Origin of the sequence: Neorhizobium descurainiae (genome assembly GCF_051400715.1) — a bacterium.
Classification (GTDB): Bacteria; Pseudomonadota; Alphaproteobacteria; order Rhizobiales; family Rhizobiaceae; genus Neorhizobium.
In genome coordinates, this window is the sequence record NZ_JBLFFK010000003.1 from 211,208 (window position 1) to 237,596 (window position 26,389).

Annotated in this window: 13 protein-coding genes; 10 read left to right on the forward strand and 3 right to left on the reverse strand. The window is 63.8% G+C overall.

What is annotated here, in order from left to right; genetic code table 11:
- Positions 1 to 187: 187 nt before the first annotated feature.
- The 4 genes from clpX (at position 188) to ACMGE0_RS07760 (ending at position 7,158) form a co-directional block, all read left to right on the forward strand.
- Positions 188 to 1,465: an ATP-dependent Clp protease ATP-binding subunit ClpX gene (clpX, locus tag ACMGE0_RS07745; protein ID WP_436815291.1), complete on the forward strand. Its 1,278-nt coding sequence runs from the start codon at positions 188 to 190 to the stop codon at positions 1,463 to 1,465.
- Positions 1,466 to 1,870: 405 nt separating this feature from the next.
- Entirely contained in the window at positions 1,871 to 4,291 is a 2,421-nt protein-coding gene (gene lon, locus ACMGE0_RS07750; RefSeq protein WP_436815292.1) for an endopeptidase La, read from the forward strand.
- Between the two features lie 200 nt (positions 4,292 to 4,491).
- Positions 4,492 to 4,767: a DNA-binding protein HupB gene (gene hupB, locus ACMGE0_RS07755; protein ID WP_085423022.1), complete on the forward strand. Its 276-nt coding sequence runs from the start codon at positions 4,492 to 4,494 to the stop codon at positions 4,765 to 4,767.
- A gap of 195 nt (positions 4,768 to 4,962) precedes the next feature.
- Positions 4,963 to 7,158, forward strand: coding sequence for an esterase-like activity of phytase family protein (locus ACMGE0_RS07760; protein ID WP_436815293.1), 2,196 nt, complete (start codon positions 4,963 to 4,965; stop codon positions 7,156 to 7,158).
- Between the two features lie 204 nt (positions 7,159 to 7,362).
- On the opposite strand, the gene ACMGE0_RS07765 is transcribed toward ACMGE0_RS07760, so the two are convergent.
- Both ACMGE0_RS07765 and ACMGE0_RS07770 read right to left on the reverse strand, forming a co-directional pair.
- Entirely contained in the window at positions 7,363 to 8,139 is a 777-nt protein-coding gene (locus tag ACMGE0_RS07765; RefSeq protein ID WP_436815294.1) for an aminoglycoside adenylyltransferase family protein, read from the reverse strand.
- Positions 8,140 to 8,186: 47 nt separating this feature from the next.
- Positions 8,187 to 9,173, reverse strand: coding sequence for an aldo/keto reductase (locus tag ACMGE0_RS07770; RefSeq protein ID WP_436815295.1), 987 nt, complete (start codon positions 9,171 to 9,173; stop codon positions 8,187 to 8,189).
- Between the two features lie 95 nt (positions 9,174 to 9,268).
- On the opposite strand from ACMGE0_RS07770, the gene ACMGE0_RS07775 reads away from it, so the two are divergent.
- Both ACMGE0_RS07775 and ACMGE0_RS07780 read left to right on the forward strand, forming a co-directional pair.
- Positions 9,269 to 10,501, forward strand: a complete 1,233-nt coding sequence (locus ACMGE0_RS07775) for a metallophosphoesterase family protein (RefSeq protein WP_436815296.1) — start codon at positions 9,269 to 9,271, stop codon at positions 10,499 to 10,501.
- On the forward strand, positions 10,501 to 13,953 hold the full coding sequence (locus tag ACMGE0_RS07780) for an ATP-binding protein (RefSeq protein WP_436815297.1): 3,453 nt from the start codon (positions 10,501 to 10,503) through the stop codon (positions 13,951 to 13,953). Before ACMGE0_RS07775 ends, ACMGE0_RS07780 begins: the two co-directional genes overlap by 1 nt.
- Here ACMGE0_RS07780 and ACMGE0_RS07785 read toward each other — a convergent pair.
- Positions 13,950 to 14,798 carry a DUF6030 family protein gene (locus ACMGE0_RS07785; RefSeq protein WP_436815298.1) on the reverse strand — a complete coding sequence of 283 codons (849 nt, stop codon included), beginning with the start codon at positions 14,796 to 14,798 and terminating at the stop codon, positions 13,950 to 13,952. The two genes, ACMGE0_RS07780 and ACMGE0_RS07785, sit on opposite strands and share 4 nt — an antisense overlap.
- Before the next feature lie 458 nt (positions 14,799 to 15,256).
- On the opposite strand from ACMGE0_RS07785, the gene ACMGE0_RS07790 reads away from it, so the two are divergent.
- The 4 genes from ACMGE0_RS07790 to ACMGE0_RS07805 all read left to right on the forward strand — a co-directional run bounded on the left by ACMGE0_RS07790 (position 15,257) and on the right by ACMGE0_RS07805 (position 26,387).
- Positions 15,257 to 16,444 (forward strand): polysaccharide biosynthesis/export family protein, encoded by a 1,188-nt coding sequence (locus tag ACMGE0_RS07790; protein ID WP_436815299.1) that lies wholly within the window; start codon positions 15,257 to 15,259, stop codon positions 16,442 to 16,444.
- 240 nt (positions 16,445 to 16,684) lie between these two features.
- Positions 16,685 to 24,139 (forward strand): type I polyketide synthase, encoded by a 7,455-nt coding sequence (locus ACMGE0_RS07795; RefSeq protein ID WP_436815300.1) that lies wholly within the window; start codon positions 16,685 to 16,687, stop codon positions 24,137 to 24,139.
- Complete coding sequence (locus ACMGE0_RS07800) at positions 24,139 to 25,569, forward strand: aminotransferase class I/II-fold pyridoxal phosphate-dependent enzyme (RefSeq protein ID WP_436815301.1); 1,431 nt, start codon at positions 24,139 to 24,141, stop codon at positions 25,567 to 25,569. Before ACMGE0_RS07795 ends, ACMGE0_RS07800 begins: the two co-directional genes overlap by 1 nt.
- A gap of 32 nt (positions 25,570 to 25,601) precedes the next feature.
- Complete coding sequence (locus ACMGE0_RS07805) at positions 25,602 to 26,387, forward strand: SDR family oxidoreductase (protein ID WP_436815302.1); 786 nt, start codon at positions 25,602 to 25,604, stop codon at positions 26,385 to 26,387.
- Positions 26,388 to 26,389: the final 2 nt, after the last annotated feature.

The following is a 26,389-nucleotide window of genomic DNA, read 5'->3' on the forward strand; positions in this document are numbered from 1 at the left end:
TTTTGTGACATGGCGTACGTTTCTTTAGGGGTTTCGTTGCCGCCGATCTGCATGATGTGCCCGGATCGGTAGAGTACCCCTAGGGCAAAGCAGGCACGTGAAGCCCGTCGGGCACGCGTGCCGGCAGGCGGTAAAATGGACAGCGCCCGTTTTTGACGTGAGCGTGGAGTGCTGGAAGGAAAGTGATATGAGCAAAGTCAGCAGCGGCAACGGCGGCGACTCCAAGAATACCCTCTACTGCTCTTTCTGCGGAAAGAGCCAGCACGAGGTCCGGAAGCTGATTGCCGGACCGACCGTATTCATCTGCGATGAATGCGTCGAACTGTGCATGGACATCATCCGCGAAGAGAACAAGACCTCGATGGTCAAGTCCCGAGACGGCGTTCCGACGCCGCAGGACATCATCAAGGTCCTCGACGAATATGTCATCGGCCAGAAGCAGGCCAAGCGCATCCTGTCGGTGGCGGTGCATAACCACTACAAGCGTCTGGCGCATGCCTCCCAGGGCGGCGACGTCGAGCTTGCGAAGTCGAACATCATGCTGGTCGGCCCGACCGGCTGCGGCAAGACCTATCTCGCCCAGACGCTCGCCCGTATCATCGACGTGCCCTTCACCATGGCGGACGCCACGACGCTGACCGAAGCCGGTTATGTCGGCGAGGACGTCGAAAACATCATTCTGAAGCTTCTCCAGTCTGCCGACTACAATGTCGAGCGCGCCCAGCGCGGCATCGTCTATATCGACGAAGTGGACAAGATTTCCCGCAAGTCCGACAACCCGTCGATCACCCGCGACGTCTCGGGCGAGGGCGTGCAGCAGGCGCTTCTGAAGATCATGGAAGGCACGGTCGCCTCGGTTCCGCCGCAGGGCGGCCGCAAGCATCCGCAGCAGGAATTCCTGCAGGTCGACACGACGAACATCCTGTTCATCTGCGGCGGCGCCTTCGCCGGCCTCGACAAGATCATCTCCGCCCGCGGCGAGAAGACCTCGATCGGCTTCGGCGCGACCGTCAGGGCGCAGGACGAGCGCCGCGTCGGCGAAGTGCTGCGCGAGCTCGAGCCGGAGGACCTGGTGAAGTTCGGCCTCATCCCGGAATTCATCGGCCGCCTGCCGGTTCTGGCAACGCTGGAGGACCTCGACGAGGATGCGCTGATCCAGATCCTCTCGGAACCCAAGAACGCGCTCGTCAAGCAGTACCAGCGCCTGTTCGAGATGGAAGACGTGGACCTGACCTTCCACGAGGACGCGCTGCGCGAGATCGCCAAGAGGGCGATCGTCCGCAAGACCGGCGCCCGCGGTCTGCGTTCGATCATGGAGAAGATCCTGCTCGACACCATGTTCGAGCTTCCGGCGCTGGAAGGCGTGCGCGAAGTGGTCATTTCCGAAGATGTGGTCCGCGGCACCGCGCGCCCGCTCTACATCTACGCCGACCGGCAGGAAGAAAAGGCCAACGTGTCGGCCTGATCGGAGCCGTTTGGGATATCGTTTCGGAGAGGCCCCGATGGGGCCTCTTTTTTCATGCCGGCGTACGGACTTGCTTTTTCTGCTTATTCCACCATTTTTGCATCGCGAAGAGTTGCGCCGCGTTCATCTTGCATTAGAAGCTGTGCGGGAAGATCATAGTCACGCCGGCTGCTTCGTCTGTCCGATGGCAGGCCCGCACCACCGGCAATCGCGTCTCGCGTCCCTTGGCGTTCCGCGTAAGCGTCATGCTCACGCTTTGTAATACCACTGTCACAATGCTTTCACGGCGGCGGCCTTGCAAGGCTTGAAATCAATTTTCAGAAACTCCACTTTGGGCGGGAGTGAAGTGCCCGGGCAATTCACCTGGGACGTATCCCGGAAACGGGACGATGGAAAGGAAATGAAATGACGAATTCAACGTCTGCGGCACCTGGCGGCGAAACCTATCCGGTGCTGCCGCTGCGCGACATTGTGGTCTTTCCGCATATGATCGTGCCCCTGTTCGTCGGACGGGAGAAATCCATTCGCGCCCTCGAGGAAGTCATGGGTTCCGACAAGCAGATCATGCTCGTTACCCAGATTAACGCCGGCGACGATGATCCCGAACCGTCTTCGATCTACAAGGTCGGCACGGTTGCGAACGTATTGCAGCTCCTGAAGCTCCCCGACGGTACCGTGAAAGTGCTGGTCGAAGGCCGTTCGCGCGCCAAGATAGACGATTATACCGGCCGCGAGGAATTCTACGAGGCGCGGGCGCATACCCTCGAAGAACCCGATGAGGACGCCGTCGAGGTGGAGGCTCTGTCCCGCTCCGTAGTTTCCGAGTTCGAGAACTACGTGAAGCTGAACAAGAAGATCTCGCCGGAAGTGGTCGGCGCCGCAAGCCAGATCGAAGACTATTCGAAGCTCGCCGATACGGTTGCTTCGCACCTGTCGATCAAGATCACCGAAAAGCAGGAAATGCTGGAGACCGTCAGCGTCAAGCTGCGGCTTGAAAAGGCGCTCGGCTTCATGGAAGGCGAGATCTCCGTCCTGCAGGTGGAAAAGCGCATCCGCTCGCGCGTCAAGCGCCAGATGGAGAAGACCCAGCGCGAATATTACCTCAACGAGCAGATGAAGGCGATCCAGAAGGAGCTCGGCGACGGCGAGGAAGGCCGCGACGAGATGGCCGAGATCGAGGAGCGCATCTCCAAGACGAAGCTCTCCAAGGAAGCCCGCGAGAAGGCCGAGGCCGAGCTCAAGAAGCTCAGGCAGATGAGCCCGATGTCGGCGGAAGCCACCGTCGTGCGCAACTATCTCGACTGGCTGCTCGGCATTCCGTGGAGCAAGAAGTCGAAGATCAAGGCCGACCTCAACAATGCCGAGGCGATCCTCGAGCAGGATCACTTCGGCCTCGACAAGGTCAAGGAACGCATCATCGAGTATCTGGCCGTCCAGGCCCGCGCGACGAAGATCAAGGGCCCGATCCTTTGCCTCGTCGGTCCTCCCGGCGTCGGCAAGACCTCGCTCGCCCAGTCGATCGCCAAGGCGACCGGCCGCGAATACGTCCGCATGGCGCTCGGCGGCGTCCGTGACGAAGCCGAAATCCGCGGCCACCGCCGCACCTATATAGGCTCGATGCCCGGCAAGGTCGTTCAGTCGATGAAGAAGGCGAAGAAGTCCAACCCGCTCTTCCTGCTCGACGAGATCGACAAGATGGGCATGGATTTCCGCGGCGATCCGTCCTCGGCGCTTCTCGAAGTGCTGGACCCGGCGCAGAACTCGACGTTCATGGACCATTACCTGGAGGTCGAATACGACCTGTCCGATGTGATGTTCATCACCACGGCGAACACGCTGAACATCCCGGCCCCGCTGATGGACCGCATGGAGATCATCCGCATCGCCGGTTATACGGAAGATGAGAAGCGGGAGATCGCCAAGCGTCACCTTCTGCCGAAGGCGATCAAGGAACATGCGCTGCAGCCGAACGAATTCTCGGTCAGCGACGATGCCCTGATGGCGATCATCCAGCAGTACACCCGCGAAGCCGGCGTCCGTAACTTCGAACGCGAACTGATGAAGCTCGCCCGCAAGGCGGTCACCGAGATCATCAAGGGCAAGACGAAGTCGGTCGAGGTCACCGCGGCCAACGTCAACGACTATCTCGGCGTGCCGCGCTTCCGCCATGGCGAAGCCGAGCGCGAGGATCAGGTCGGCGTCGTCACCGGTCTCGCCTGGACGGAAGTCGGCGGCGAGCTCCTGACGATCGAAGGCGTGATGATGCCGGGCAAGGGCCGCATGACGGTCACCGGCAACCTGAAGGAAGTGATGAAGGAATCGATCTCGGCGGCGGCTTCCTATGTCCGCAGCAGGGCCGTCGATTTCGGCATCGAGCCGCCGCGCTTCGACAAGAGCGACATCCATGTCCACGTTCCGGAAGGGGCGACCCCGAAGGACGGCCCGTCGGCGGGCGTCGCCATGGCGACGGCGATCGTCTCGGTCATGACCGGTATCCCGGTCGACAAGAATATCGCGATGACCGGTGAGATCACGCTGCGCGGCCGCGTGCTGCCGATCGGCGGCCTCAAGGAAAAGCTTCTTGCGGCGCTTCGCGGCGGCATCAAGAAGGTTCTGATCCCGGAAGAAAACGCTAAGGACCTGGCGGAGATTCCGGACAACGTGAAGAACAACATGGAGATCATCCCGGTCTCGCGCATGGGCGAAGTGATCCGCCACGCGCTCGTCCGCCAGCCCGAACGGATCGATTGGGACGGTACGGTGGAGACGCCGGTGATCGCCACCGTCGAAGGTGTGGACGACGTCGGAGCGGCCGTCGCGCACTGATCGATGGCCTTTTGGTTATGCCAAATTGACACCATCCACGAAAAAAGCCGGCAGAAAGCCGGCTTTTTTTGTGAAAACTAACGCTTCCCCCTTGTTTTTCAGGCGATTGCGGAGCTTTTGGGTTGCCAAGGCCCGACACCAAATTATTGTCGAGCCCGAAATGAATGAGTCGTTCCAAAACCGTTGAAAGGGGTGGAAACATGAACAAGAACGAGCTGGTATCCGCAGTGGCCGAAAAAGCCGGCCTCTCCAAGGCTGATGCCGCATCTGCCGTGGATGCCGTTTTCGAGACTGTACAGGGTGAACTGAAGAAGGGTGGCGATATTCGTCTTGCCGGTTTCGGCAGCTTCTCCGTTTCCCGCCGCGAAGCGTCCAAGGGTCGTAACCCCTCGACCGGCGCTGAAGTTGACATCCCGGCGCGTAACGTGCCGAAGTTCTCGGCCGGCAAGGGCCTGAAGGACGCTGTCAACAGCTAAGGCGGTGCCTTCGGGCAACCTGTCGCTCTCGAAAGGCTCGGGCATTCCCGAGCCTTTTTCATTTCCGCACAGAAATGCTTTCGCCCGGACTTCATTCCTGGCTGATTAGACAGTTCTAACGTGGAAAAACTGTCATCCGCCTGTCATACCCGTGGCTCAAAAGCCACCTGTGGTTTCATGGACAGGAGGGCTCCTATGACATTCCGTATTCACGCCGCGCTGACGGCGGCGCTTCTCGCTTCGGTCGCAACGCCTGCCGGCGCAGAGCAGGTCTTCAACCGCATCGCATCCTTCCCCGTCGCCAATAATCTTCCCGCCGGCAAGGACAAGCTCACCACCACCTCTGCCGAGATCGTCACCGCCAGCGAAGACGGCAATACGCTCATCTATTCGGACAGCCCGCTCGGCGCGATCGGCTTCATCGACATCACCGATCCCAGGGTCCCGAAGGCGCTCGGGGCGCTGAGCTTCGACGGCGAGCCGACCTCGGTGGCCTCTGTCGGTTCCAAGGTTCTCGCTGCCGTCAACACCAGCGAAAGCAAGGCCAAGCCGTCCGGCATGCTCGCCGTCGTCGACCTCGCCACGAAGAAGGTGGACCTTACCTGCGATCTCGGCGGCCAGCCGGATTCGGTCGCCGTCTCCAAGGACAAGACCTTTGCCGCGATCGCTATCGAGAACGAGCGTGACGAGGACGTGAACGACGGCGCCATTCCGCAGATGCCGGCCGGCGACCTCGTCATCGTTTCGCTGAAGGACGGCATCGCCGATTGCGCCTCGATCAAGCATGTCGCTTTGACCGGGATTGCCGAAGTGGCGCCCGAGGATCCGGAGCCGGAATTCGTCGCCATCAACGATGCCGGCGAGATCGCCGTCACCCTGCAGGAGAACAACCATATCGCCATCGTTGACGGCAAGACGGCCAAGGTCGTCGGTCACTTCTCCGCCGGCAAGGCCGATCTGGACGGCATCGACAACAAGACGGACGGCCAGCTCTCCTTCACCGGCAAGGCCGAAGGCGTGGTCCGCGAGCCGGACGCCATCAAGTGGCTCGACAACAACCGCCTCGTCGTCGCCAACGAAGGCGACTGGAAAGGCGGTTCGCGCAGCTTCACCATCTTCGACCGCACCGGCAAGGTCCTCTATGAATCCGGCGCCTCGCTGGAACGGGAGATCGCCCGCATCGGCCATTTTCCGGAGCCGCGCGCCAAGTCCAAGGGCATCGAGCCGGAAGGCATGGAGTTCGCCACCTTCAACGGCCAGAACTACGTCTTCATCCTGTCCGAGCGCGCCTCGGTCGTCGGCGTCTACAAGGACACCGGCGCAGAGCCGCAACTGACCCAGATCCTGCCGTCGGGCGTTTCGCCGGAAGGCGCGGTCGCCATTCCCGGCCGCAACCTGTTTGTCACCGCCAACGAGGTAGACCTCGGCGAGGACGGCCTCGCCCGCTCGCATGTGATGATCTACGAGCTCGCCGAAGGTGAGCCGAACTACCCGATGCTCGTCTCCAACGATGTCGATGGCAAGGTGCTCGGCTGGGGCGCTCTCTCCGGTCTCGTCGGCGATGCGGAGAAGGACGGCATCCTCCATGCCGTCAGCGATAGCGTCTACGGCATGCAGCCGTCGATCTTCACCATCGACACCACCAAGAAGCCGGCCGAGATCACCGGCGTGGTGCGCGTGACCCGCAACGGCCAGGCGGCGCAGAAGCTCGACATCGAAGGCATCGCGCTCGACGGCAAGGGCGGCTTTTGGCTCGCCTCCGAAGGCGACTCCGCCAAGCTCGTCGGCCACGGCCTCTACAACGTCAATGCCAAGGGCGAGATCAAGGCCGAGATCGGCCTGCCGGCAGAACTGCTTGCCGGCGAGACCCGCTTCGGCTTCGAAGGCGTGACGACGATCGGCTCCGGCGACGACCTGACGCTTTGGATGGCGATCCAGCGCGAGTGGAAGGACGATCCGAAGGGCACCGTGAAGCTCGTCTCCTACAAGCCGAAGACCAAGGAATGGGGTGCCGTCCGCTATCCGATCGAGAAGGCCGACGCCGGCTGGGTCGGCCTCTCGGAAATCACCGCTCATGGCGATCATGTCTACCTGATCGAGCGCGACAACCAGATCGGCGACAATGCCAAGCTGAAGAAGCTCTATCGTGTCGCGATCGCCGACCTGAAGCCGGGCAAGCTCGGCGGCGAGCTGCCGCTCGTGAAGAAGGAAGAGGTGCACGACTTCATCCCGGACCTCAAGTCCGCGACGAACGGCTATGTCGTCGACAAGCTCGAAGGCTTCACCTTCGACAAGTCGGGCAAGGCTTTCGCGGTGACCGACAACGACGGTGTGGACGATAGCTCCGGCGAGACCCTGTTCTTCCCGGTCGAGCTGAAGGTCACCAACTAAGGTTGCCAGCAACTGAAATGAAGAGGCCGGGCATCGCCCGGCCTCTGCTTGATGACAAACCTCGTGTTTTGCTCGGCGTCATCCTCGGCCTTGTGCCGAGGATCTATAAACGTCACCGGTTTGCAGATGCTCGGGACAAGCCCGAGCATGACGAAAGAAAGGTTGCTGCCTCAGTTGTGAATGGGTCCCGATGTCTGCAGATTCTCAATCTAGCAATGTAGCTATGTGCCGGCCCAATTCGTCCGCGACATTGCGAACCTCGTCCTGGCGGGTACGCCAATCGTCGTTGACCATGCCCAGATAGGCTTCCCGGGCATGGGCGATCAATGTGCCGGACTCGGTAGGCAAGCGCTCTATGGCCCATTCGGCTGCGACGTCCTTGGGAACGAAGTCGCCCGTCGTCAACGTTCGCCACATCCGCGCCAGAGTGAGCAGGACATTGCGTTCGTCACCCGTGAGCGTGCCGAGCAGCGCCGGGAGCGCTGCCCCGATCGCGCGGCGTATGTCTGCCTCGGGGATAAGCGGGAGGAGCTCATGGGGATCGGGACCGATCAACGGCTTTGCTTCCCGTCTTGCCTGAGCCAGCAGGAGAGTGAACTCCGGGTCCGACGAGGGGGCGGGCACGATCCCGGCTTCGAATTCGTCCCGCAGCCATTCGCCGTAGACGAACTCGCTCCGGGCGGGAAAGAGCGAGGCGGAGAGATCGGCACGGCGGAAGACGATCAGTTCCAAAGGGCGCCGGTCACCGCTCCTGCCTGGTTGTCCCGAAATCTTCATCAACGCGCGCGTCAGGTGCGCCCGCAGTTCGTGCGTCGTTGGCGGTTCGACGACGACAAGCAGATCCACGTCGCTCTGCGGACGCAAGCCGCCCGACACCGCCGAGCCGTGGAGGTAAGCCGCTACGATCGCGTCCCCGAGGCATTGTCGGGCGGCCAGCAATGCCTGTTCGGCTTCGACCGGCGGTTTCGCAATCTCGTCCATGGTTCCGAATGCTCCGGTTTTTGTCTCCATACGGATCGCGGAAATTCCTACCAGCGCTGATGCACATGCGGGGCGATGAGCCGCGCATAGATTTCCTTTGCCGCGGTCATCACGTCGCCGGAAAGGGCGGCAAGATCGGCGGCTGCCGCATTGCCCTTCGCCTGCGCCGCGTTGCGGGCGCCGGGGATGACGACGGTGACCGCCTCGTTCATCAGGATCCATTTGAGCGCGAAGGCCGCCATCGAGGCGCCTGCCGGCACCAGCTTGCGGACTTCCTCGACCGCTTCGAGGCCGACCTCGAACGGCACGCCGGCAAAGGTCTCGCCGACATCGAACGCCTCGCCGTGCCGGTTGAAATGGCGGTGGTCATCCTTGGCGAAGGCGGTGTCGCGGGTGATCTTGCCGGAGAGCAGGCCGCTTGCCAGCGGCACGCGCACGATCACGGCGACGTTCTTGCGCTTCGCTTCCTTGAAGAACAGGTCGGCCGGGCGCTGGCGGAAGATGTTGTAGATGATCTGGATGCTGACGACGTCCGGATATTCGATCGCCTTCAGCGCTTCCTCCACCTTCTCGACGCTGACGCCGTAATTCCTGATCTTGCCGGCGCGGCGCAGATCGTCCAGCGCGCCGAACACGTCCGGACGATAGAGCACTTTGGTCGGCGGGCAGTGGAGCTGCACGAGGTCGAGGCTGTCGACGCCGAGATTCTTGAGGCTGCGGTCGATGAAACCTTCGAGATTGGCTTTTGTATAGCCGTCGGCGACATGCGGGCTCAGCCGCCGGCCGGCCTTGGTGGCGACCATAGGGCGGGCGCCGCCCCGGGATTTCAGCACACCGGCGATGATCTTTTCCGAGCGGCCGTCGCCGTAGACGTCCGCCGTATCGATGAAGGTGACGCCGGCGTCGAGCGCCGCTTCCAGCGCCGCCCGGCCGTCCGCCTCGCTGACGTCGCCCCAGGCGCCGCCGATCTGCCAGGCACCGAAGCCGATCTCGCTGACGGTGAAGGAAGTGCGTCCGAACGCGTGCTGTCTCATGATGTCCTCCGATCTATCCACAGGCGGCGCTTCCGCCTTGCCCGGCATTTGCCTAAAACACATGTTCAAGCCGGGCAATCAAAACAAGCGAATCAATGACGTCCTTCCGTTTCATCCATGCTGCCGATCTGCATCTCGGCAGTCCCTTCCAGGGGCTGGCGCTGAAGGATCCGGTAATCGCGGAACTCTTCATCGAGGCGAGCCGCAAAGCCTTTTCGACATTGGTGGACCAGGCGGTCGAGCGCAGGATAGATTTCTTCATCGTCGCCGGCGACGTCTATGACGGCGACTGGAAGGACAACAAGATCGGCCTGTTTTTCAACCGCGAAGTGGCGCGGCTGGAGCGTGCCGGCATCCCGGTCTTCCTGCTGAAGGGCAATCACGACGCCGAAAGCGTCATCACCAAGACCATCACCCTGCCGAAGAACGTCAGCGAGTTCCCGGTCAGCAAGCCCGGCACGTTCAAGCTGGAGCATCTGAAGGTGGCGCTCCACGGCCAGGGCTTTGCCGAACGCTCCGCGAGCGAAAACCTGGCGCTGGCCTATCCGAAGCCGGAGGCCGGCTGGTTCAACATCGGCGTGCTGCATACCTCGCTCACCGGCCGCGAGCCGCATGCGCCCTATGCGCCGTGCTCGGTCGAGGACCTGCGCTCGCGCGGCTACGATTACTGGGCGCTCGGCCACGTGCATGATTTCGAGATCGTCGCCGAGGAGCCGCTGGTCGTTTTCCCGGGCAATCTGCAGGGCCGCTCGATCCGCGAGCAGGGGGCGAAGGGCGCGGTTCTGGTGACGGTCGAGGACGGCCGCGTAACCCACGAGCGGATCATCACCGACAGCGCCCGGTTCGCCGAGCTCGCCGTCACGGTGGAGCCGGACGACGATATCCCGGCCATTCTGCGCCGGCTGGAGGGCGCGCTGGAAGCGGTCGCGGAGAGAATGGAAGGCAGGCCGCTGGCGCTGCGCATCCGGCTCGCCGGCAGAAGCCGTTTCCGCAAGGAACTCATGGCGCGCGCCGACGATTTCCGCGACGAGGTGCAGGCCGCCTGCCACCGTTGCCATGAGGATATCTGGCTCGAAAAACTGGACGTGCGGGTGGAGCCGGAAACGGCGGGGGCCGCGGCACCGGCCGACATGCTCGGCCTCGAAGGGCTGATCCCGATGGGGGATTTCCCACCGGAACTGCTGGCGGATGCCAATGCCAGGATCGCCGAGATCGCCGCCCGCCTGCCGGGCGGCATCGGCGCGGGCGAACTGGCGCTCGGAGACGATGCGAAAGCGCTGCTCGACGAAGCGCGCGACCTTCTGCTGTCGCGGGCGGCGAGGGGCTGATGCGGTTCAACCGTCTCGATATCCTCCGCTATGGCGCCTTGACGGACAGGTCGCTCGCCTTCAGGCCGGATGCGAAGCTGCATGTGATCTACGGCCCTAACGAAGCCGGCAAGTCTTCAGCGCTCTCGGCGATTTCCGATCTGCTCTTCGGTTTCCCCAATGCCGCCGAAATGAGTTTCCTGCACGACCCGACCTCGTTGAGGGTGGGGGCGGAGATCGCCGCGCGTGACGGCCAGACACTCGCCTTTCGACGCCGGCGCGGCCGCAAGAACACCCTGCTTGCGGCAAGCGAGACCGAGGAGGCGCTGCCGGAAGATGCGCTGGCGCCGTTCCTCGGCACGCTCTCCCGCGACGTCTTTCAACGCGCCTTCGGCCTCGATTCCGCGTCGCTGCGCGCCGGCGGGGAGACCATGCTGAAGAGCGGCGGCGAGATCGGCAGCCTCCTGTTCTCCGCCGCTTCCGGCCTCACGGGACTTTCCGATCTGCGCAAGCAGTTCGAAGCGGAGGCCGACGGCATCTTTGCACAGCGCAAATCGAAGGACCGGCTCTTCTATCAGGTGCTCGACACGCACGAGGAGGCCCGCAAGGCCGAGCGCGACAACGAGCTGAAATCCGGCGACTGGAAGAAGCTCATCGCCGAGCGGGCGGAAATCGAGGCGGAGCTTGCGGCCGTCCAGGCCGAAAGGCAGGAAGCCAAGCACGCGCTCGACGGCCTGCGAAAACTTCTGGCGCTGGAGCCGGTTCTGCGGGAGATCGACCGCGAGCAGCAGGCTCTTGCGCAATATGCGGAATTTGCCGCGCTGCCGCCCGGTTTCGAGGAGAGGCTTGCCAGGGCTCTCGATGCCTCCCGCCAGAATGCCGAGGCCCACCGCGCGGCCGAGGCGGAAGTAAAGCGGCTCGGGGACGAGATCGAGGCCGTGCATGTGGACGGGGCGCTGATCGCGGCGGCTCCCAAAATCCTCGCGGCCCATGCGGAAAAGGGCGCCTACCTGAAGGCGCGGGAAGATATCGCCCGCGTGCGGGGCGAGGTGGACGATTTCGACCTGCGACTTTCCCAGGCGGCGCGGCGGCTCGGTTTTGCCAAGCCGGAAGACCTGCAGCGCGCCCAACCGGCCGACGCTGATCTAGCCCGGCTTCGCAAGCTGATCGACGAAGGAAGCGAGCTTGACCGCAGCCTGAAGCAGCTTCGCCAGCGCATCGGGGAAGAGCGCGAGACGCTGCGTCGGCTGCAGGCGGATGGCGCGGATGGCCGCCTGATCGACCCGAAGCCCTGGGTGGAGCAGCTTGCGGCCCTGAGGCCGGACATCAATGCAATCGGAGACCTCGAAAACCTCCAAGTGAGGATGACCAGGGCCGAGGCCAATTTCAACATGGCCGCCGGCCGTCTCGATCCGCCCGCCCGGGATGTGGAAAGGCTTCTTTCCGTGCCGCTGCCGGACATTGCGACGCTGACGAACCATCGCCGCCTGATCGATGCGGCCAAGGCGGAAAGCGCGCAGGCGGCGCAGAAGCTTGCGGCATTTCGCGACGAGGCGGAAGCGATCGCCGGGCAGCTTGCGGCTCTGGAAGGGCAGGGGCGGATCGTCTCGCGCGAGGACATCACGGCTGCCCGTGCGCTGCGCGATGAACATCTCGATGCGCTGGCGGCGAAGCCTTCCATCGGGAAACTGGACGAGCTGAAAACCTCGATCGGCGAAGCCGATCGGCTGGCGGATGCCGCACTTGCCGATGCCGAGCGGGTCTCGCGCCATGCGCAGCTCACGCTGCGGCAGCGGGAACTGGCGCAGGCGATCGGGGCGGCCGAACGCGCCGCGAAGGAGGCCGAGATCGCTGCCTCCGATGCCGTCACCGAATTCGAGGACCTTTTCCACGCCGCGCCTGTGGTTCCTTCGACACCAGAGCGGATGATCGAGTGGCGCAGGGCGGTCGACGGGCTCTCCCTTCTGTCGGACGCGCTGAACGAGGCAAGGGACGGGGTTGACGCGCTGCGCCTCAAGGAGGAGAAGCTGAAGCCCGCTCTCCTGGCGCTCGCCGACGCGATCGGCCTCGCCTCCGCAACCCTGCCGCCGCTTGCCCTTGCCCGTGCGCTCGATCGCCGGATCGGCGAGATTGCCGATCGCTGGACCGAGAGCCGGTCGCTTGAGGGCAAGCGCCATTCGGCCGAGGAGACGCTGGAGCGGCTGGAAGAGCGCGAGACCAGCCTGCGCCGCGATGTCGAGCGCTGGCGTGCCGATTTCGCCCGCGCTGCGGTTCTTGCCGGTCTTTCGGAGGAGGCGACGGTGGATATGGCGCTCGCCGCGCTGGACGTCTGGCGCATCGTGCCCGACCTCCTCTCCGAACGGGAAAACCGCGACCGTCGCGTACGCGGCATGGTGCGCGACATGGAGATGTTCGAGGAAGAGATCCGGAAGCTTTCGGCCGAAGTCGCGCATGATCTCGCCTCGGTTCAAGCGGACGTGGCCGCGGGCCTGCTGAACGAAAGGGCGGCGGCCGCCAAGACCGCCGAGAACCAGCGCGTCACGCTCTGCGCGACGCTGGAGCGTGCCGAACTCTCCCTGGCGCGCCATGCCGCCGAAGCGGGCGAACTGCGGAACGAACGCGCGGAGCTTGCCGCGTCGGTCTCGAAGCCCGTTTCCGATCTCGACGCCGTGCTTGAAGGCCTGCGGCAGCGCAGCCGCATCGAGAAAGACCTCCGGCAATGCCGCGCCCGGTTCGCCGAACAGGCGGACGGCTCCGACGAGGAGGAGGTGCGTGACGCGCTTGCCGGTTTCGACCGCATCGCCGCCGGGCTGGAGATCGAGCGGCTGGAGGCGGAGGACAGCCGCCAGGTGGACCGGATTTCCGCGCTCAGGACCGCCGAGGCAGACAATCTCCGTCGTCGCCGCGAGCTCGAGACCGGCATGGGCGCCGAACGTGCGGTGTTCCAGAAGCTTGCCGCCGAGGCCGAGGCGAAGGAGCTTGCGCGGCGCTGGGTGGTGCTCAAGCTGGCGTCCAGCCTTCTGGCGAGCTCCATGGAAGCTTATCGCGAACGCCAGGCCGATCCGGTGATGAAGCGCGCGGGAGAAGTCTTTTCCGGTCTCACCGGCGGCCGCTTCTCGCGTCTTGTCCAGCTCTACGACGAAGCGGACGAGTTGCAGCTCGCCGTCGAGCGGAACACCGGTGAGCAGGTTCCGCTCGCAGGCCTCAGCGAAGGAACCGGCGACCAGCTCTATCTGGCTCTGCGGCTTGCCTTCCTCGAAGATTATTGCAGCCGCAACGAGCCTGCCCCGCTCATCCTCGACGACATTTTCCAGACCTTCGACGACGAACGGACCGCCGCTGGCATCCGCACCCTGGCCGCGGCGGGTGGAAAGTTCCAGACCGTGCTCTTCACCCACCAGATGAGCCTGGTGGAGGCTGCCCGCCGCGAGATCGGCGACGGCCTCGACCTCGTTCTTCTGGAGAGGGCTTAAGAGGACGACTGCGGCCGGGCAGGAACGCCGCGCAGTGCCAGGCAGCTGACTGGCATGTGGTATATCGGCGTACTGCCCCTGTCCGGCGGCATCGGCGGCGGCTCGCCGCAGGCGATCGTCTGCGGCTCCGGCTGAATGAGCAGGTTGTATCGCCGCGCGTCCGTCATCTCCCGGCTGAAGGTCATCCGGTAATTCTCCGCGATCGAAGTGAAGTCCGTGCGCGCGAGAATTTTGTCGGCGAGATAGGTTCTGGTCTCCGGCGTCATCGGCAAACCGAAGCGCTGCAAGGCGGCGATCGTCTCGTCGAGCACGGAACGTTCCAAGATGGGGTCTATGAGGCTGAGCTTGAGCCGGAGGATGCGCACGACGTCCGGTTCCGTACCCCTGGCCTGAACGAAGAGCGAGGCGGGTTCGGCGGAGGCGCCGAATTCTTCGAAGAACAGGCATTCCCAGGCATTATCGGTGCTGGTGAATGTCGGCTCGATCCCTCTTTCGTTCGCCAGCCGGTCGCAGCGTTCTTCGGCGGGAAGCGATAGAGCCCTTTCGAAGACGGCGCTCCGTTCGAGACCGGCTCTGAGAAGCCAGGGCGGATAATGGCCGGCCGGGGGCTGCGGCTTTTGCCTGCCGATACGCAGGTTCGGGGGAGGCGATGCGGGAAGGAGATAGTCCTCCAGCCCGAACTGCCGGACAAGACGCTGATAGTTCCGGCCGTTGTTGACGGCGAGCACGGTCGTCGCGAGCCCCGCCAGCACGAGGGCAAGGAAAAGGCCGAAGACGAGAGCCGCGGTGCGCTGCCTGCGGCGCCGGTCTATCGGTGTCAGAATGTTTGCCTCCTCTTCCGGCATGGGCTCCATTTCCGATCGAGGAATGTCCGGCGGTCGGCAGTGCGCATAACATACTACCGGACAACCTGAAACCGCTCCATGCCAGCCCGGTCAAGGGGAGATTATGACGAATTCCGACGGAAGAATGGTGGCCGATGCCGGTCATGCCGGGCGGCGAGAAGGATGTTGGAGAAAGAGCGGGATTTCAAGCGGCGGCGAATGTTCGTACGGGATCGGGCGGGGACGGCGCCGTTAACCAAATTCATTAGAAGGCATTTAACTCAACTTGTTTAGGTTCCCTTCGGAATACTAGGCTGCCTTGGACTATGGCCTTAAAAGCGCACACGAATTTTATTTTCGGGGGCTCCTTGCAATCCGGCTTGTTGTTGAAGGCCCGGTGTGCTTTTCAGAGGCGGTTGGATTCACGCGAGGTGTCATGTCGCCCGGCAGGCACATGGCCCGGACTTGGAGTGCCGAATTTGGTTCGAGTGACTGCGATCATGATCTGTGCGGTTCTGGCTGGCTGTCAGGCCGTACCCGGTGAAGGACCATTGACGGCGGATATCAAGGCTGCTGCGGGTCAATCCCCCGCCCAGATCGGCCGGATCGATGCGGCGGTGTTCGACATCGTCAACGTGGACAACCGGACTGCGAAGCTCGTTTCCGATTATGTGGCGACTGCTCTCAATCGCCGGTTCGGAATCGGCGGCGGTGGCGGACGGGTGGTCATCGGCGTGGGCGATCAGCTGAAGATCAGCATCTTCGAAGCAGGCGCCGACGGCCTGTTTTCCACATCCGAATCGAAGCAGACCAATCTCGATGTCGTCGTGCAGCCGGATGGCACCGCCGCGATCCCCTATGTCGGCTCGGTGCGTTTTTCCGGCAGGACGCTCGAGGAAGCGCGGCAGGCGATCCTGTCGGCGCTGGCAAGCAAGGCGGTCGAGCCCGATGTCATCGTTTCCAGCGTCAACACGGCGTCGCGCAAGGTCACGGTTTCGGGTGCCGTGGGGAGCTCTTCGCAGGTATCCCTTGGCCTGGTGGGCGAGAAGATCACGGACGTGATCGCCAAGGCCGGCGGCCCGACGGGGCAGCCTTACGAGACTTATGTCACGCTTGTGCGCGGCAAAAGGACGGGCACTGCGCTTCTCTCCTCGGTCATCGGCAATCCGAGCGAGAACATCTATGTCCAGCCCGGGGATCAGATTTTCGTTTCCCGCGATCCGCGCACCTTCACGCTGCTCGGCGCGGTCAGGGCGAATGCCCGCATCAACTTTGGCGCCAGCGACCTCAATCTTCTCGAAGCCGTGGCGCTTGGCGGAGGCGGCAACGACGCCGCGGTCGATGCCAAGGGCTATTTCCTCTTCCGCTACGAAGAGCCGGATATCGTCATGGGCCTGCTCGGCACGCAGCGCTTCAACGAACTCCTGAGCAAGGGAATGAAGCCGGACAGAGAGGGGCGTTACCCGATCGTCTACAGTTTCAACATGACGCATCCGGACAGCTTGCTGGTCGGACAGACATTCCCTGTCAAGAATCGCGACGTGATCTACGCGTCTCGCCATACCACCGTCGATCTCAGGAAGTTCCTGACGCTCATCGGCGCACCGCTCGGCATCGCATCGCAAGGCGCCGGGGTTGCCTACAACCTGGAGCGGATCAGCGACTGAGCCGGAAGGGCCGGAGCGGTTTTGGATGTATCGCACGCCGGCCGGAGTTTTCGGCTGTCAGCTTTTCGATGAAGTTTTGTTGGCTGCGCGAGGCATGATCCGGTGGCGACTTGGTCTTTGTGCGAAGGTGCGAATGCAAGCAGATTTTTTCGTGACAACCTTCGATAAGTATGTTGTTAGAGTATCTTCCGGGATGGCGAGTACCTTGCCACGGATAGATGTGACGAACACCGAGCGACCATGACGATCGAAATCATCGGCAGGGCCAGCGTTGCCCCAGGCGCAAATTCTGTACAGGAACTACAGAAGGTTCTGAGCGAGGGGCGTTGCACAATCACTCGGATGCCGGATGACCGGTGGGATAGCGCCCGTTTTTGGCATCCGGCCCAGGGCGTGCCCGGAAAGACCTATACCTTCGCCGCCGGTGTTCTCGACGATATCTACGCTTTCGATCCGGCTGTCTTTGGTCTGTCGCAGCGCGAAGCGATGCAGATGGACCCGCAGCAGCGCGTTCTCCTCAATCTGGTCTGGCAGGCGCTCGAAGACGCCAACCTGCCGGTGAACAAGCTCGCCGAAGAACGGGTCGGCGTTTACATCGGCGCCTCCAGCCTGGAGGCCGGCAATCTGATTTCCGAGGATCCGGCCGCAGGCAGCCCGTATTTCATGACGGGCAATACGCTCTCGATCGTCTCCAACCGCATCTCGCATGTCTTCGGTCTCAAGGGACCGAGCATGACGATCGATACGGCCTGTTCCTCCTCGCTGGTCGCCCTCGACCAGGCCGTCGCGGCTCTGGAAAGGGACGATATCGACACCGCGATCGTCGGCGGCGTCAATTTGCTCGTCCACCCGCTATCCTTCGTCGGCTTTGCGCAGGCGCGCATGCTGTCGCCGGAAGGGCTCTGCCGTGCCTACGACACCAACGGCCACGGCTATGTTCGTTCGGAAGGCGGCGTTGCCATCATCCTTCGCCGGTCGGACAGGGCACGGCAGGAGCAGGACCGCAGTTATGCCCGGCTGCATGCGGTCGCGGTCAACTCCTCCGGCCGCACGAACTTCATCAGCCTGCCCTCCCGAGAGGCCCAGGCGGAGCTCCTGCATTCGATCTACGAGAACAACGAGATCGACGTGAATCGTCTCGCCTTCATCGAAGGCCACGGCACGGGCACCCGGGTCGGCGACCCGGCGGAAGTCTGGGCGATCGGCACGGTGATCGGCAAGAGGCGCCGCGCGCCGGTGCCGATCGGCTCGATCAAGACGAATATCGGACATACCGAGCCCGCCTCCGGTCTGTTCGGCCTCCTGAAGGCGATGATCGCGCTCGAGAACAATTTCCTGCCGGCCTCGCTGCATATCGAGAGGGTCAACGAGGATATTGATTTTGACGGGTTGAACGTGCGGGTCAACACGTCCGCGATAAAGCTGCTTCCCGCCAAGGAGGCTCGTTTCGCGGGCATCAATTCTTTCGGATTCGGCGGAACCAACGCGCATGTGGTGATCAGCGATCCGGAACGGGTTGCACCGCTCGATCCTCCGAAGAGCGAAGGCGCCCTGTTCGTCGCAAGCGCTCACACGGCATCCGCACTGTCGCGGCTCCTCGAAGACTACCGGAACCGGCTTGCCGTAGCGGCTCCGGCCGAAGCGCGCCGGATCGTCAGCGCCGCGGCGGCCAACCGGGAGGCGTTACGCCACCGGTTCGCAGTCGAAGCCGGAGACAGCGAAGGCGTCCTGACGGCGATCGAAGCCCATCTCGCGGGCGAGGCGTCGCAAGGCGAGCGTGGCGAAGCGCCGGTTCAAAGCGCGAAAATCGCCTTCGTCTTCTCCGGAAACGGTGCCCAGTGGGCCGGCATGGGCGTTGAGGCCTATCAGGAGAACCGGCACTTCCGTCAGTGTTTCCAATCCTTCAGCGCGCTCTTCGAATATTATCTCGGGGAGAAGCTGACCGATCTGATCGTCTCGCCGGACCTTGCCTTGCGGCTCGGCGACACGAAGATCGCCCAGCCGCTGCTGTTTGCCATGCAGGCTTCGCTCTCGGACTGCCTGGTTGCCCTCGGAGTACGGCCGGAAGCCGTTTTCGGCCATTCCGTCGGGGAGATCGCGGCGGCTTATGCCGCAAAGGCCTTGACCGCCGCCGAAGCGGTCGCGATCGTTGCCAAGCGCTCAAAATATCAGGACCTCTTCGCAGGCCAGGGCAGGATGGCGGCTGTTGTCCTGAACGAGGAGGCGGCACTCGCCTTCGCCAGGTCTAACGGCCTCGACGATATCTGTATCGCGGCGATCAACGCGCCGAATTCGGTGACGATTTCCGGCCCGACCGAGGAAATACAGGCGTTCCGCGATGCTGCCCGCAAGGCGCAGATCGTCGCCCATGTTCTCGACATCAACTATCCGTTCCACCATCCGATCATCGATGCGGCGAAGGACGCCTTCCTTGCCGACCTGCCGCAGGTCGAGCCGGAGGCGGGGACCTGCACCTATATTTCGACCGTGACCGGCGCCGTTCAGGACGGCCGGGGCCTGGATGCCGAATATTGGTGGCACAATGTCCGCGAGCCGGTCCTGTTCAAGGCCGCGGCGCAGACCGCCATGGACATGGGCTGCAATCTCTTCGTCGAAATCTCGCCGCGGCCGATCCTCTCGAACTATCTCAGCGATATCGCCAAGCAGCAGTCCGTGCAGGCCGTCGTCACCGCGACGCTGCAGCGCGAGACGCCCGTGCCGGGCAGGGATCCGGTCGCGCAATCCTTCGCCCGCGCGGTCGCGCATGGCGCTTCGCCGCTCCTGTCGCGCCATAGCGGCAAGCGCAATGCCTTCGTCGATCTGCCGAACCTGCCGTTCGAGCCGGTGGAGATGAAAAGCCCGCCGACGACCGACGAGATCGACGTCTTCGGCCGCAACGGAAGGAAGCCCTACACGCTGCTCGGCTGGCGCAGCGATCCCAATGCGTCGCACTGGAAGAACCATATCGACGCGCGGCTTTTCCCCGATCTCGCAGAGCATGTGGTGGATTCGCGCGCCATTCTGCCGGGCAGCGGCTTCATCGAGATCGCGGTGACCGCCGCACAGCGTTATTACGGCACGGATGAAGTCGAGATCTCCAATCTGGAGATCGTCCGGCCGCTGGAGCTGCGCCAGGACCGCATCGTCGAACTGTCGACCCTGCTGTCGCCGGAAACCGGCAATATCGAGATCCGGTCGCGCGAGCGGTTGAGCCACGACGATTGGACGGTGCACGCGGTTGCCCGCAGCCGCCGTCCCATCGAGGGGGAATACGACGCGCCCATCGCAAGGCCCGCCGAAGGGCAGGGCATGGTCGTGACCGCGGATGAGGCCTATGAGATGGCCGAGCGTTTCGGCCTTCAATACGGCCCGCGCTTCCAGCTCCTGTCCAAGGCAACGGCAGTCGGGCGCACCTTTGTCGAGGTGGAACTGAAGCCCGCGGAAGCGCCGGCGCATCCTTATGTCGAATACAACCTGAACCCGTTCTCGGTGGATGCCGCATTCCATGGTCTGGTTGCGCTGTTCGATCAGCTCTCCGGCAACGAGGCCGGGGCGCCTTACATCCCCGTCCGGTTCGGCTCGGTCCGCGTTTCGGGCAAGGGCGGTCCGATCGCTCGCGCGATGATCGAGATCGAGCGGTTCAGCGGTTATTCCATCAAGGTCCGCTTCCGGATGCTGGATGCGGAAGGGACCTGCGTCGCGACCTTGGACGATTGCCGTTTCCGCCGCACGTCGCTCCGCCGTCACCACACGCTCGCGTCCGTCGCATTCCATTACGAAACCGTGCCGGCAACGCTTCTCTCCATCCGCGAGGAGATACGGCCGAATATCTCGGCGGCGTTCGGGGCTGCTCAGACCAGGCCCTCCGACAACGCGACGCTGCTTCTGGATGCGGCGATCTACCGGGCCTGCCATGAGATCGCCGCGGTGATCGCCGACCGAAGGGGTGTCGTTTCCGCCCGGCGCCTGCCCGCAGACGGAGAATTCCGCTCCTTCCTCACCAATTGCCTCTTCATCCTGGAAGACGCCGGCATCGCCACGGCGGACGAGGACGAGTGGCATATCCCGCAGGAATTCACGCTGCCGCCGGTGAGCGAAATCCTGCAGGAAGTCTATCGTGAGGATGCCGGCCGCGTCGCGGAGGCGGTGCTGGTCAACAATGCCTATCGCGATGCGCTCGAACGTCTGTCTGTCGCAGCCCATCGCGACGGTGGCGAAAAGGCTGCAAGGGCTGACACGACCAGCGAAGCGATGCTCGACCATGTCCTCGTCCATTCGCCGCTCGCCGAGAGGCGCCTTGCTGCGGCGGTTGAGGCCGTGGAGACGGCCCTTGCTGCGGGGCGGGGTGAAATTCGCCATATCCTGGAAGCCGGCGCGACCTCGGTCGCCATGAGCCGCCGCCTGGCGGCGATCGCCGCGGAAAACGGAGCGATGCTGATCATCGCCGAGCCGCGCGAAAGCGTCCGCCGGACGCTCGAAATCGCTTTCGAGCAGGACGTGCACGTGGTTCTTCCCGAAATCGACAAGCTCGGCGCGCAGCCGGTCGCCGATCTGGTGATCGCGGCCGGTACGCAGAGCCAGAAGCTCCTGTCGAGCCATGAGGAGGTCCGTTCCGCAATCCGCGCCGCGTCGGGCAATGGCGCTTCCCTGCTTTTTGTCGACCGCGCGCCGTCGGCCTTCAACGATTTCGTGTTCGGGCAGTCGGAGGCCTGGTTCGAAAACAGCCAATCTGCGGAATTCCCGGTCGGCCGGCTTGGCACCGCCCGTCAGGTAGAGGAATTGATCGCCGCTCTCGGCTTCACGAAGCCCAACGTGGAGGAGCGCGCTTATCCTCACGGAGCGCTGATTCTGGCGGCCGCAGCTTCGAAGGCCTCGCCGCGAGAGGCTGCCGCAAACGACGCCGCCGGCCCGGTCCTGGTGCTTGCCGAAAGGGCCGACCGCCCGATCGCGGTTGGCGATGCAAAGGTTGAGGCGGTCGATATCGAAGCCGGCGCGGCAGCGCTGGCGGAAGCTTTCGAGAGTACCGGGGGCCGGCCGCTTCGATTGATCTATGTCGCGGAACGCAGAGGGGATCGCGATGCATCTCTGCTGACGCAGGATCGTCTCACACGGCTGGGTCGCCTGGCGGAAACACTTTCCGCCCATCTCAGGGATGCGGGAGCCTCCGCCGTCAGGCCGAGGCTCGTCATCGTGGCGCCCGGCGGTTCGCCGCTTGCCGGCGAGCGGACGGACGAGGCCAGTGCCGGCCTTTGGACCTTCGCCCGCGTTCTGCAGAACGAATACGACGCATTCGACGTCCACCTGCTGGACGCCGAAACCGAAGGTACTGCCCTGTCGCGGGCTCTCGCCGAGATATCCTCCGCACCGACGGCCAACCGCGAATGGATGATCGTCGATGGCCGCGTTCGGGAAATTCGCGCCGCCGCTGGCCCGTTCCCGTCCTCCGACGTCACGCGCGCCGATTACGAGGCTGCGACCATCCGCCAGTTCGTCACCGGCCGCGTCGACAGCATCGCCTGGGAAGAGTGCGACCTGCCTGTTCCGAACGAAGACGAGGTTGTGATCGCCGTCGAAGCGACCGGCCTTAACTTCCGCGACGTCATGTGGGCCATGGGCCTGCTGCCCGAAGAGGCGCTGGAGGACGGCTTTGCCGGCGCGACGATCGGCATGGAACTGGCCGGACGCGTGGTCGAGGTCGGACCGGCTGTGGACGACCTTCGGCCCGGCGACCGGGTGATGGGGATCGCGCCGGCCGCTTTCTCGACCCATGTCCGGGTTCGCCGGGACGGTGTCACGAAATTCCCGGATCGGATGGCTTTCCCGGCCGCCGCCACCGTGCCGGTTGCCTTCCTGACCGCCTATTACGCCATGGTTCACCTCGGCCATATCGAGAAGGGCGAGACGATCCTCATCCATGGCGCTGCGGGCGGGGTCGGCCTCGCGGCGCTTCAGATCGCCAAGCTGAAGGGGGCGACTGTGATCGCCACCGCGGGGACGGTGGAAAAACGGCGCTTCCTCGAAGCATTGGGCGCCGATCACATCTTCGATTCCCGCTCGCTCGATTTCGTCGCCCGCGTGCGCGGCGTCACCAATGGGGAAGGCGTCGATCTCGTCTTGAACTCGCTCTTCTCCGAAGCGATGGAACGCAGCATCGAGCTCGTGAAACCGTTCGGCCGCTTCCTCGAGCTCGGCAAGCGCGACTATTATTCCGACCGCAAGATCGGGCTCAGGCCCTTCCGCCGCAATATCAGTTATTTCGGTATCGACGCCGACCAGCTTCTGGTCAGCCAGCCGGCGGTCACCAAGAAGATCTTTGCGGAAATCGGCCGTCTGTTTGCGGAAGGCAAGCTGACGCCGCTTCCCTATCGCGCCTTCGGCCATGACGAGATCGGCAGCGCCTTCCGCCTGATGCAGAATGCCGGTCATATCGGCAAGATCGTCGTCCGGCCTCCGGCGATCGGCAGCGACAAGGTTTTGGCCGCACCCGGCAAGCCGCTGCGTTTCTCGGCGGATGGCGTTTTCCTGATTGCCGGCGGCATCGGCGGCTTCGGCCTTGCGGCGGCGGAATGGCTGGTCGCCAAGGGTGTTCGCCGCATCGCGCTGTGCTCGCGCCGCGGGGTGGCGGATGACGAGACAAAGGCCGCGATAGCCGAATGGCAGAAGAAGGGCGTCCGTGCGACCGTCCATGCCTGCGACATCACGGAAGAGGCGGCGGCTGCTTCGCTGCTGGAACGCCTCCGGGCCGAAGGTCCCGTGAAGGGCGTCATCCATGCGGCCATGGTCCTCGACGATGCGCTGCTTTCGAACCTGACGCCCGAGCGAAACAAGCCGGTCGTGGATGTGAAGGTGAGGGGCGCCGAGGTCCTGCATCGCCTGACCAAAAAGGACGACCTCGAGCTCTTCCTGCTCTTCTCGTCGGCGACCACGATGATCGGCAATCCGGGGCAGGCGAATTACGTCATCGCCAACGGTTATCTCGAAGGCCTGGCACGTGCCCGCCGCGCCGCCGGCCTTCCCGCCCTGGCGGTCGGTTTCGGCGCGATCGCCGACACGGGTTTCCTCGCCCGCAACACCGAGGTCAACGAGATGCTCGCCAAGCGCATCGGCAAGACCGCGATGAAGGCGCGCGAGGCACTGGAGCAGGTGGAGCGCTATATCGTCGCCGATACGGGCAGCGTCGATGCGGCCGCCGTGATGATCGCGGAGGTCGACTGGAGCGCGGTGCGCATGCTGCCGGTCGCCAAGGGTGCGATCTTCGAAACGATCATCCGCCACGCCGGCAGCAATGCCGCTTCGAGCGACGGCGATACGATCGATCTGGAGGAGATGATCCGCGGGAAGTCGGCGGAGGAGGCGCAGCAGATTCTCCATAAGCTGGTCGCCGGCGAGATCGCCGCGATCCTGCGCGTGACGGAGGAGGCGATCACGCCGGACAAGATCCTGAAGGATATCGGTCTCGACAGCCTGATGGCGATGGAACTCGGCATGGGCTTCCAGCAGAAGACAGGATTCGATATTCCGTTGAGCGGCGTCGGCGACGACACGACCGTCGGCGACGTCGTCACGCGTCTGCGCGAGCGCGTGTCGAAGCATAACGACGAGAGCGAGGAAGCGGCCCCGGCTCAGAGCGCGGTGGTCGACAGGCTCGTGAAGAGCCATTCCGTTTCCCAGCAGCAGAAAGCAGCGACGCAGTGATGAGCAAAGGTCCGGATGATGAAACTCCCTCTGGGCTGGGCACTGAGGGAAAGCGCGGTCTATTGGACAAGATGCGCCGGGCAAGCGAATCATCCGGACGCAACCGCGCCGCACGGCTGAACCGGCAACCGCAGCCGCCGGCACGCCAGGCCCTGCGCTTCGATGAGCTTGCGGAATATCAGCGCGTCCAGCTCCAGCGTATGGCGGGCGAGTTGACCGGCGTCGCCAATCCTTTCTATCGCTCCCACGACAGGGCCGCGGGGGCGACCACGACGATGGCCGGGCGCGAGTTCATCAACTTTGCATCCTACGATTATCTGGGCACGAATACCGATCCGCGGACGGCGGAGAGGGCCAAGGGCGCGATCGACCTGTTCGGCATTTCCGCTTCCGCAAGCCGTCTCGTCGCCGGCGAGCGGCCGGTGCATACCGAACTCGAAGCCGACCTCGCCTCGATCTACGGCGTCGACGCCGCGGTCTGTTTCGTCAGCGGGTATCTCACGAACGTCGCGGCGATCAGCTGTCTCATGGGACCGCAGGATCTCGTCATTCACGACGAATTCATTCACAACAGCGCGCTTGCCGGCATCAAGCAGTCCGGCGCGACGCGGCGGCTCTTCCGGCACAACGACATCGAGAACCTGGAATCCGTGCTTGGCACGCTGTCCGCCGATTTCCGGCGGATCATGGTCATCGTCGAGGGCGTCTATTCCATGGACGGCGATATCGCCGATCTGCCGGGGCTTCTGGAATTGCGCTCCCGCTACGGCTTCTGGCTCATGGTGGATGAGGCCCATGCGCTCGGCGTGCTCGGCAGGAACGGCCGCGGCACGTTCGAGCATTTCGACGTCGATCCGCGCGAGGTCGATATCTGGATGGGGACGCTCTCCAAGACGACGTCGAGCTGCGGCGGCTATATCGCCGGCTCCCAGGCACTTGTGGATATCCTGAAGGCCGAGGCCGGCGGGTTCGTCTACAGCGTCGGCCTGGCCCCCGTCCTGGCGGCGGCGGCGCGGTCAGGCCTGCATATCCTCAGCACGGAGCCGGAGCGGACCGAAAGACTGCATCGCAACGGGGCGCGCTTCCTCGAATGCGCGAGAGCGGCAGGCCTCGATACGGGCTTGAGCGTCGGCTTTTCCGTCGTGCCGGTGATCGTCGGCGATTCCTTGCGCGCCGTGCAGCTTTCCAACGATCTCCTGGGGGAGGGAATCAACGTCCTGCCGATCATCCACCCTGCCGTGCCCGAAGGCATGGCGAGGCTTCGCTTCTTCATCACCTGCAACCATACGGAAGAGCAGATCCGCCATTCGGTCGAAGTCACGGCCCGCAAGCTCAAAGATTTACAGGACCGCAATTTCGGCCTAGCGTCGCTCGATATGGAAAAGGTGATGCAGCTTTCGCCGCTGCTGCAGAGCACCGGCAAATCCTGAACCGCCAACGCCAACTCCGGACGCGTAGGGCCATGCACGTCATCGTCACCGGGGGATCGAGCGGGATCGGTCTGGAGGTCGCAAAACTCTATGCGGCGCGCGGCGCGCGTCTGACGCTCGTCGCCCGCGATCCCGTGAAGCTGGAAAACGCGCGCCGGGAACTTCTTTCGTCGGGGCGTATCCAAGATACGGATATCCATATCGCCATGGCCGATGTGGGCCGCGATGCCGACGTCTCGGCCGCGATCGCCGGTGCTGAGGCAAAGCTCGGAGCTTGCGACGTACTGATCGCCTCGGCGGGCATCGTCGAGCCGGGGACTTTCGAAACCCTTTCCGGCGAGGCCTTTGCCGCACAGGTGACGACCAATCTCCTGGGTACGGCCAATGCCGTCAGGGCCGTCTACCCCGGCATGAAGGCGCGAGGGCGCGGCCGCGTCATGATCGTGTCCTCCGGGGCCGCCCTGATCGGTCTTCATGGCTATACGGCCTATTGCGCCTCCAAGTCGGCACTGACGGGCTTTGTCGAAGCGCTTGCGTTCGAGGCCGCCGGATCGGGCGTTGGCATCTCCGTCTGCTTTCCCCCCGATACGTTCACGCCGCAGCTCGAAGGGGAATTGGCGAAACGGCCGCCTCAGGCGCAGGTCCTCATGGGGAAGGCCCCGCCCTGGACCGCGCCGGCGGTTGCCGAGCGGATCGTCCGGGCAATCGATCGCGGCGCGCCGAGGCTCTATTTCGGATTTTCGATAACGGCGCTCGGCCTTTTCGGCTCGCTGGCGAAGCCGGTCCTGATGTGGTGGTACACCCGAAAACCGTCCTGAGA

Excerpts from the sequence above, each read along its gene's own strand:
- lon (WP_436815292.1), top strand. The coding sequence starts at position 1,871 with ATGACGAATTCAACGTCTGCGGCACCTGGCGGCGAAACCTATCCGGTG.
- ACMGE0_RS07780 (WP_436815297.1), top strand. The coding sequence starts at position 10,501 with ATGCGGTTCAACCGTCTCGATATCCTCCGCTATGGCGCCTTGACGGAC.
- ACMGE0_RS07770 (WP_436815295.1), bottom strand. The coding sequence starts at position 9,173 with ATGAGACAGCACGCGTTCGGACGCACTTCCTTCACCGTCAGCGAGATC.
- ACMGE0_RS07795 (WP_436815300.1), top strand. The coding sequence starts at position 16,685 with ATGACGATCGAAATCATCGGCAGGGCCAGCGTTGCCCCAGGCGCAAAT.
- ACMGE0_RS07760 (WP_436815293.1), top strand. The coding sequence starts at position 4,963 with ATGACATTCCGTATTCACGCCGCGCTGACGGCGGCGCTTCTCGCTTCG.
- ACMGE0_RS07775 (WP_436815296.1), top strand. The coding sequence starts at position 9,269 with ATGACGTCCTTCCGTTTCATCCATGCTGCCGATCTGCATCTCGGCAGT.
- ACMGE0_RS07785 (WP_436815298.1), bottom strand. The coding sequence starts at position 14,798 with ATGCCGGAAGAGGAGGCAAACATTCTGACACCGATAGACCGGCGCCGC.
- clpX (WP_436815291.1), top strand. The coding sequence starts at position 188 with ATGAGCAAAGTCAGCAGCGGCAACGGCGGCGACTCCAAGAATACCCTC.
- ACMGE0_RS07800 (WP_436815301.1), top strand. The coding sequence starts at position 24,139 with ATGAGCAAAGGTCCGGATGATGAAACTCCCTCTGGGCTGGGCACTGAG.
- ACMGE0_RS07805 (WP_436815302.1), top strand. The coding sequence starts at position 25,602 with ATGCACGTCATCGTCACCGGGGGATCGAGCGGGATCGGTCTGGAGGTC.
- hupB (WP_085423022.1), top strand. The coding sequence starts at position 4,492 with ATGAACAAGAACGAGCTGGTATCCGCAGTGGCCGAAAAAGCCGGCCTC.
- ACMGE0_RS07765 (WP_436815294.1), bottom strand. The coding sequence starts at position 8,139 with ATGGACGAGATTGCGAAACCGCCGGTCGAAGCCGAACAGGCATTGCTG.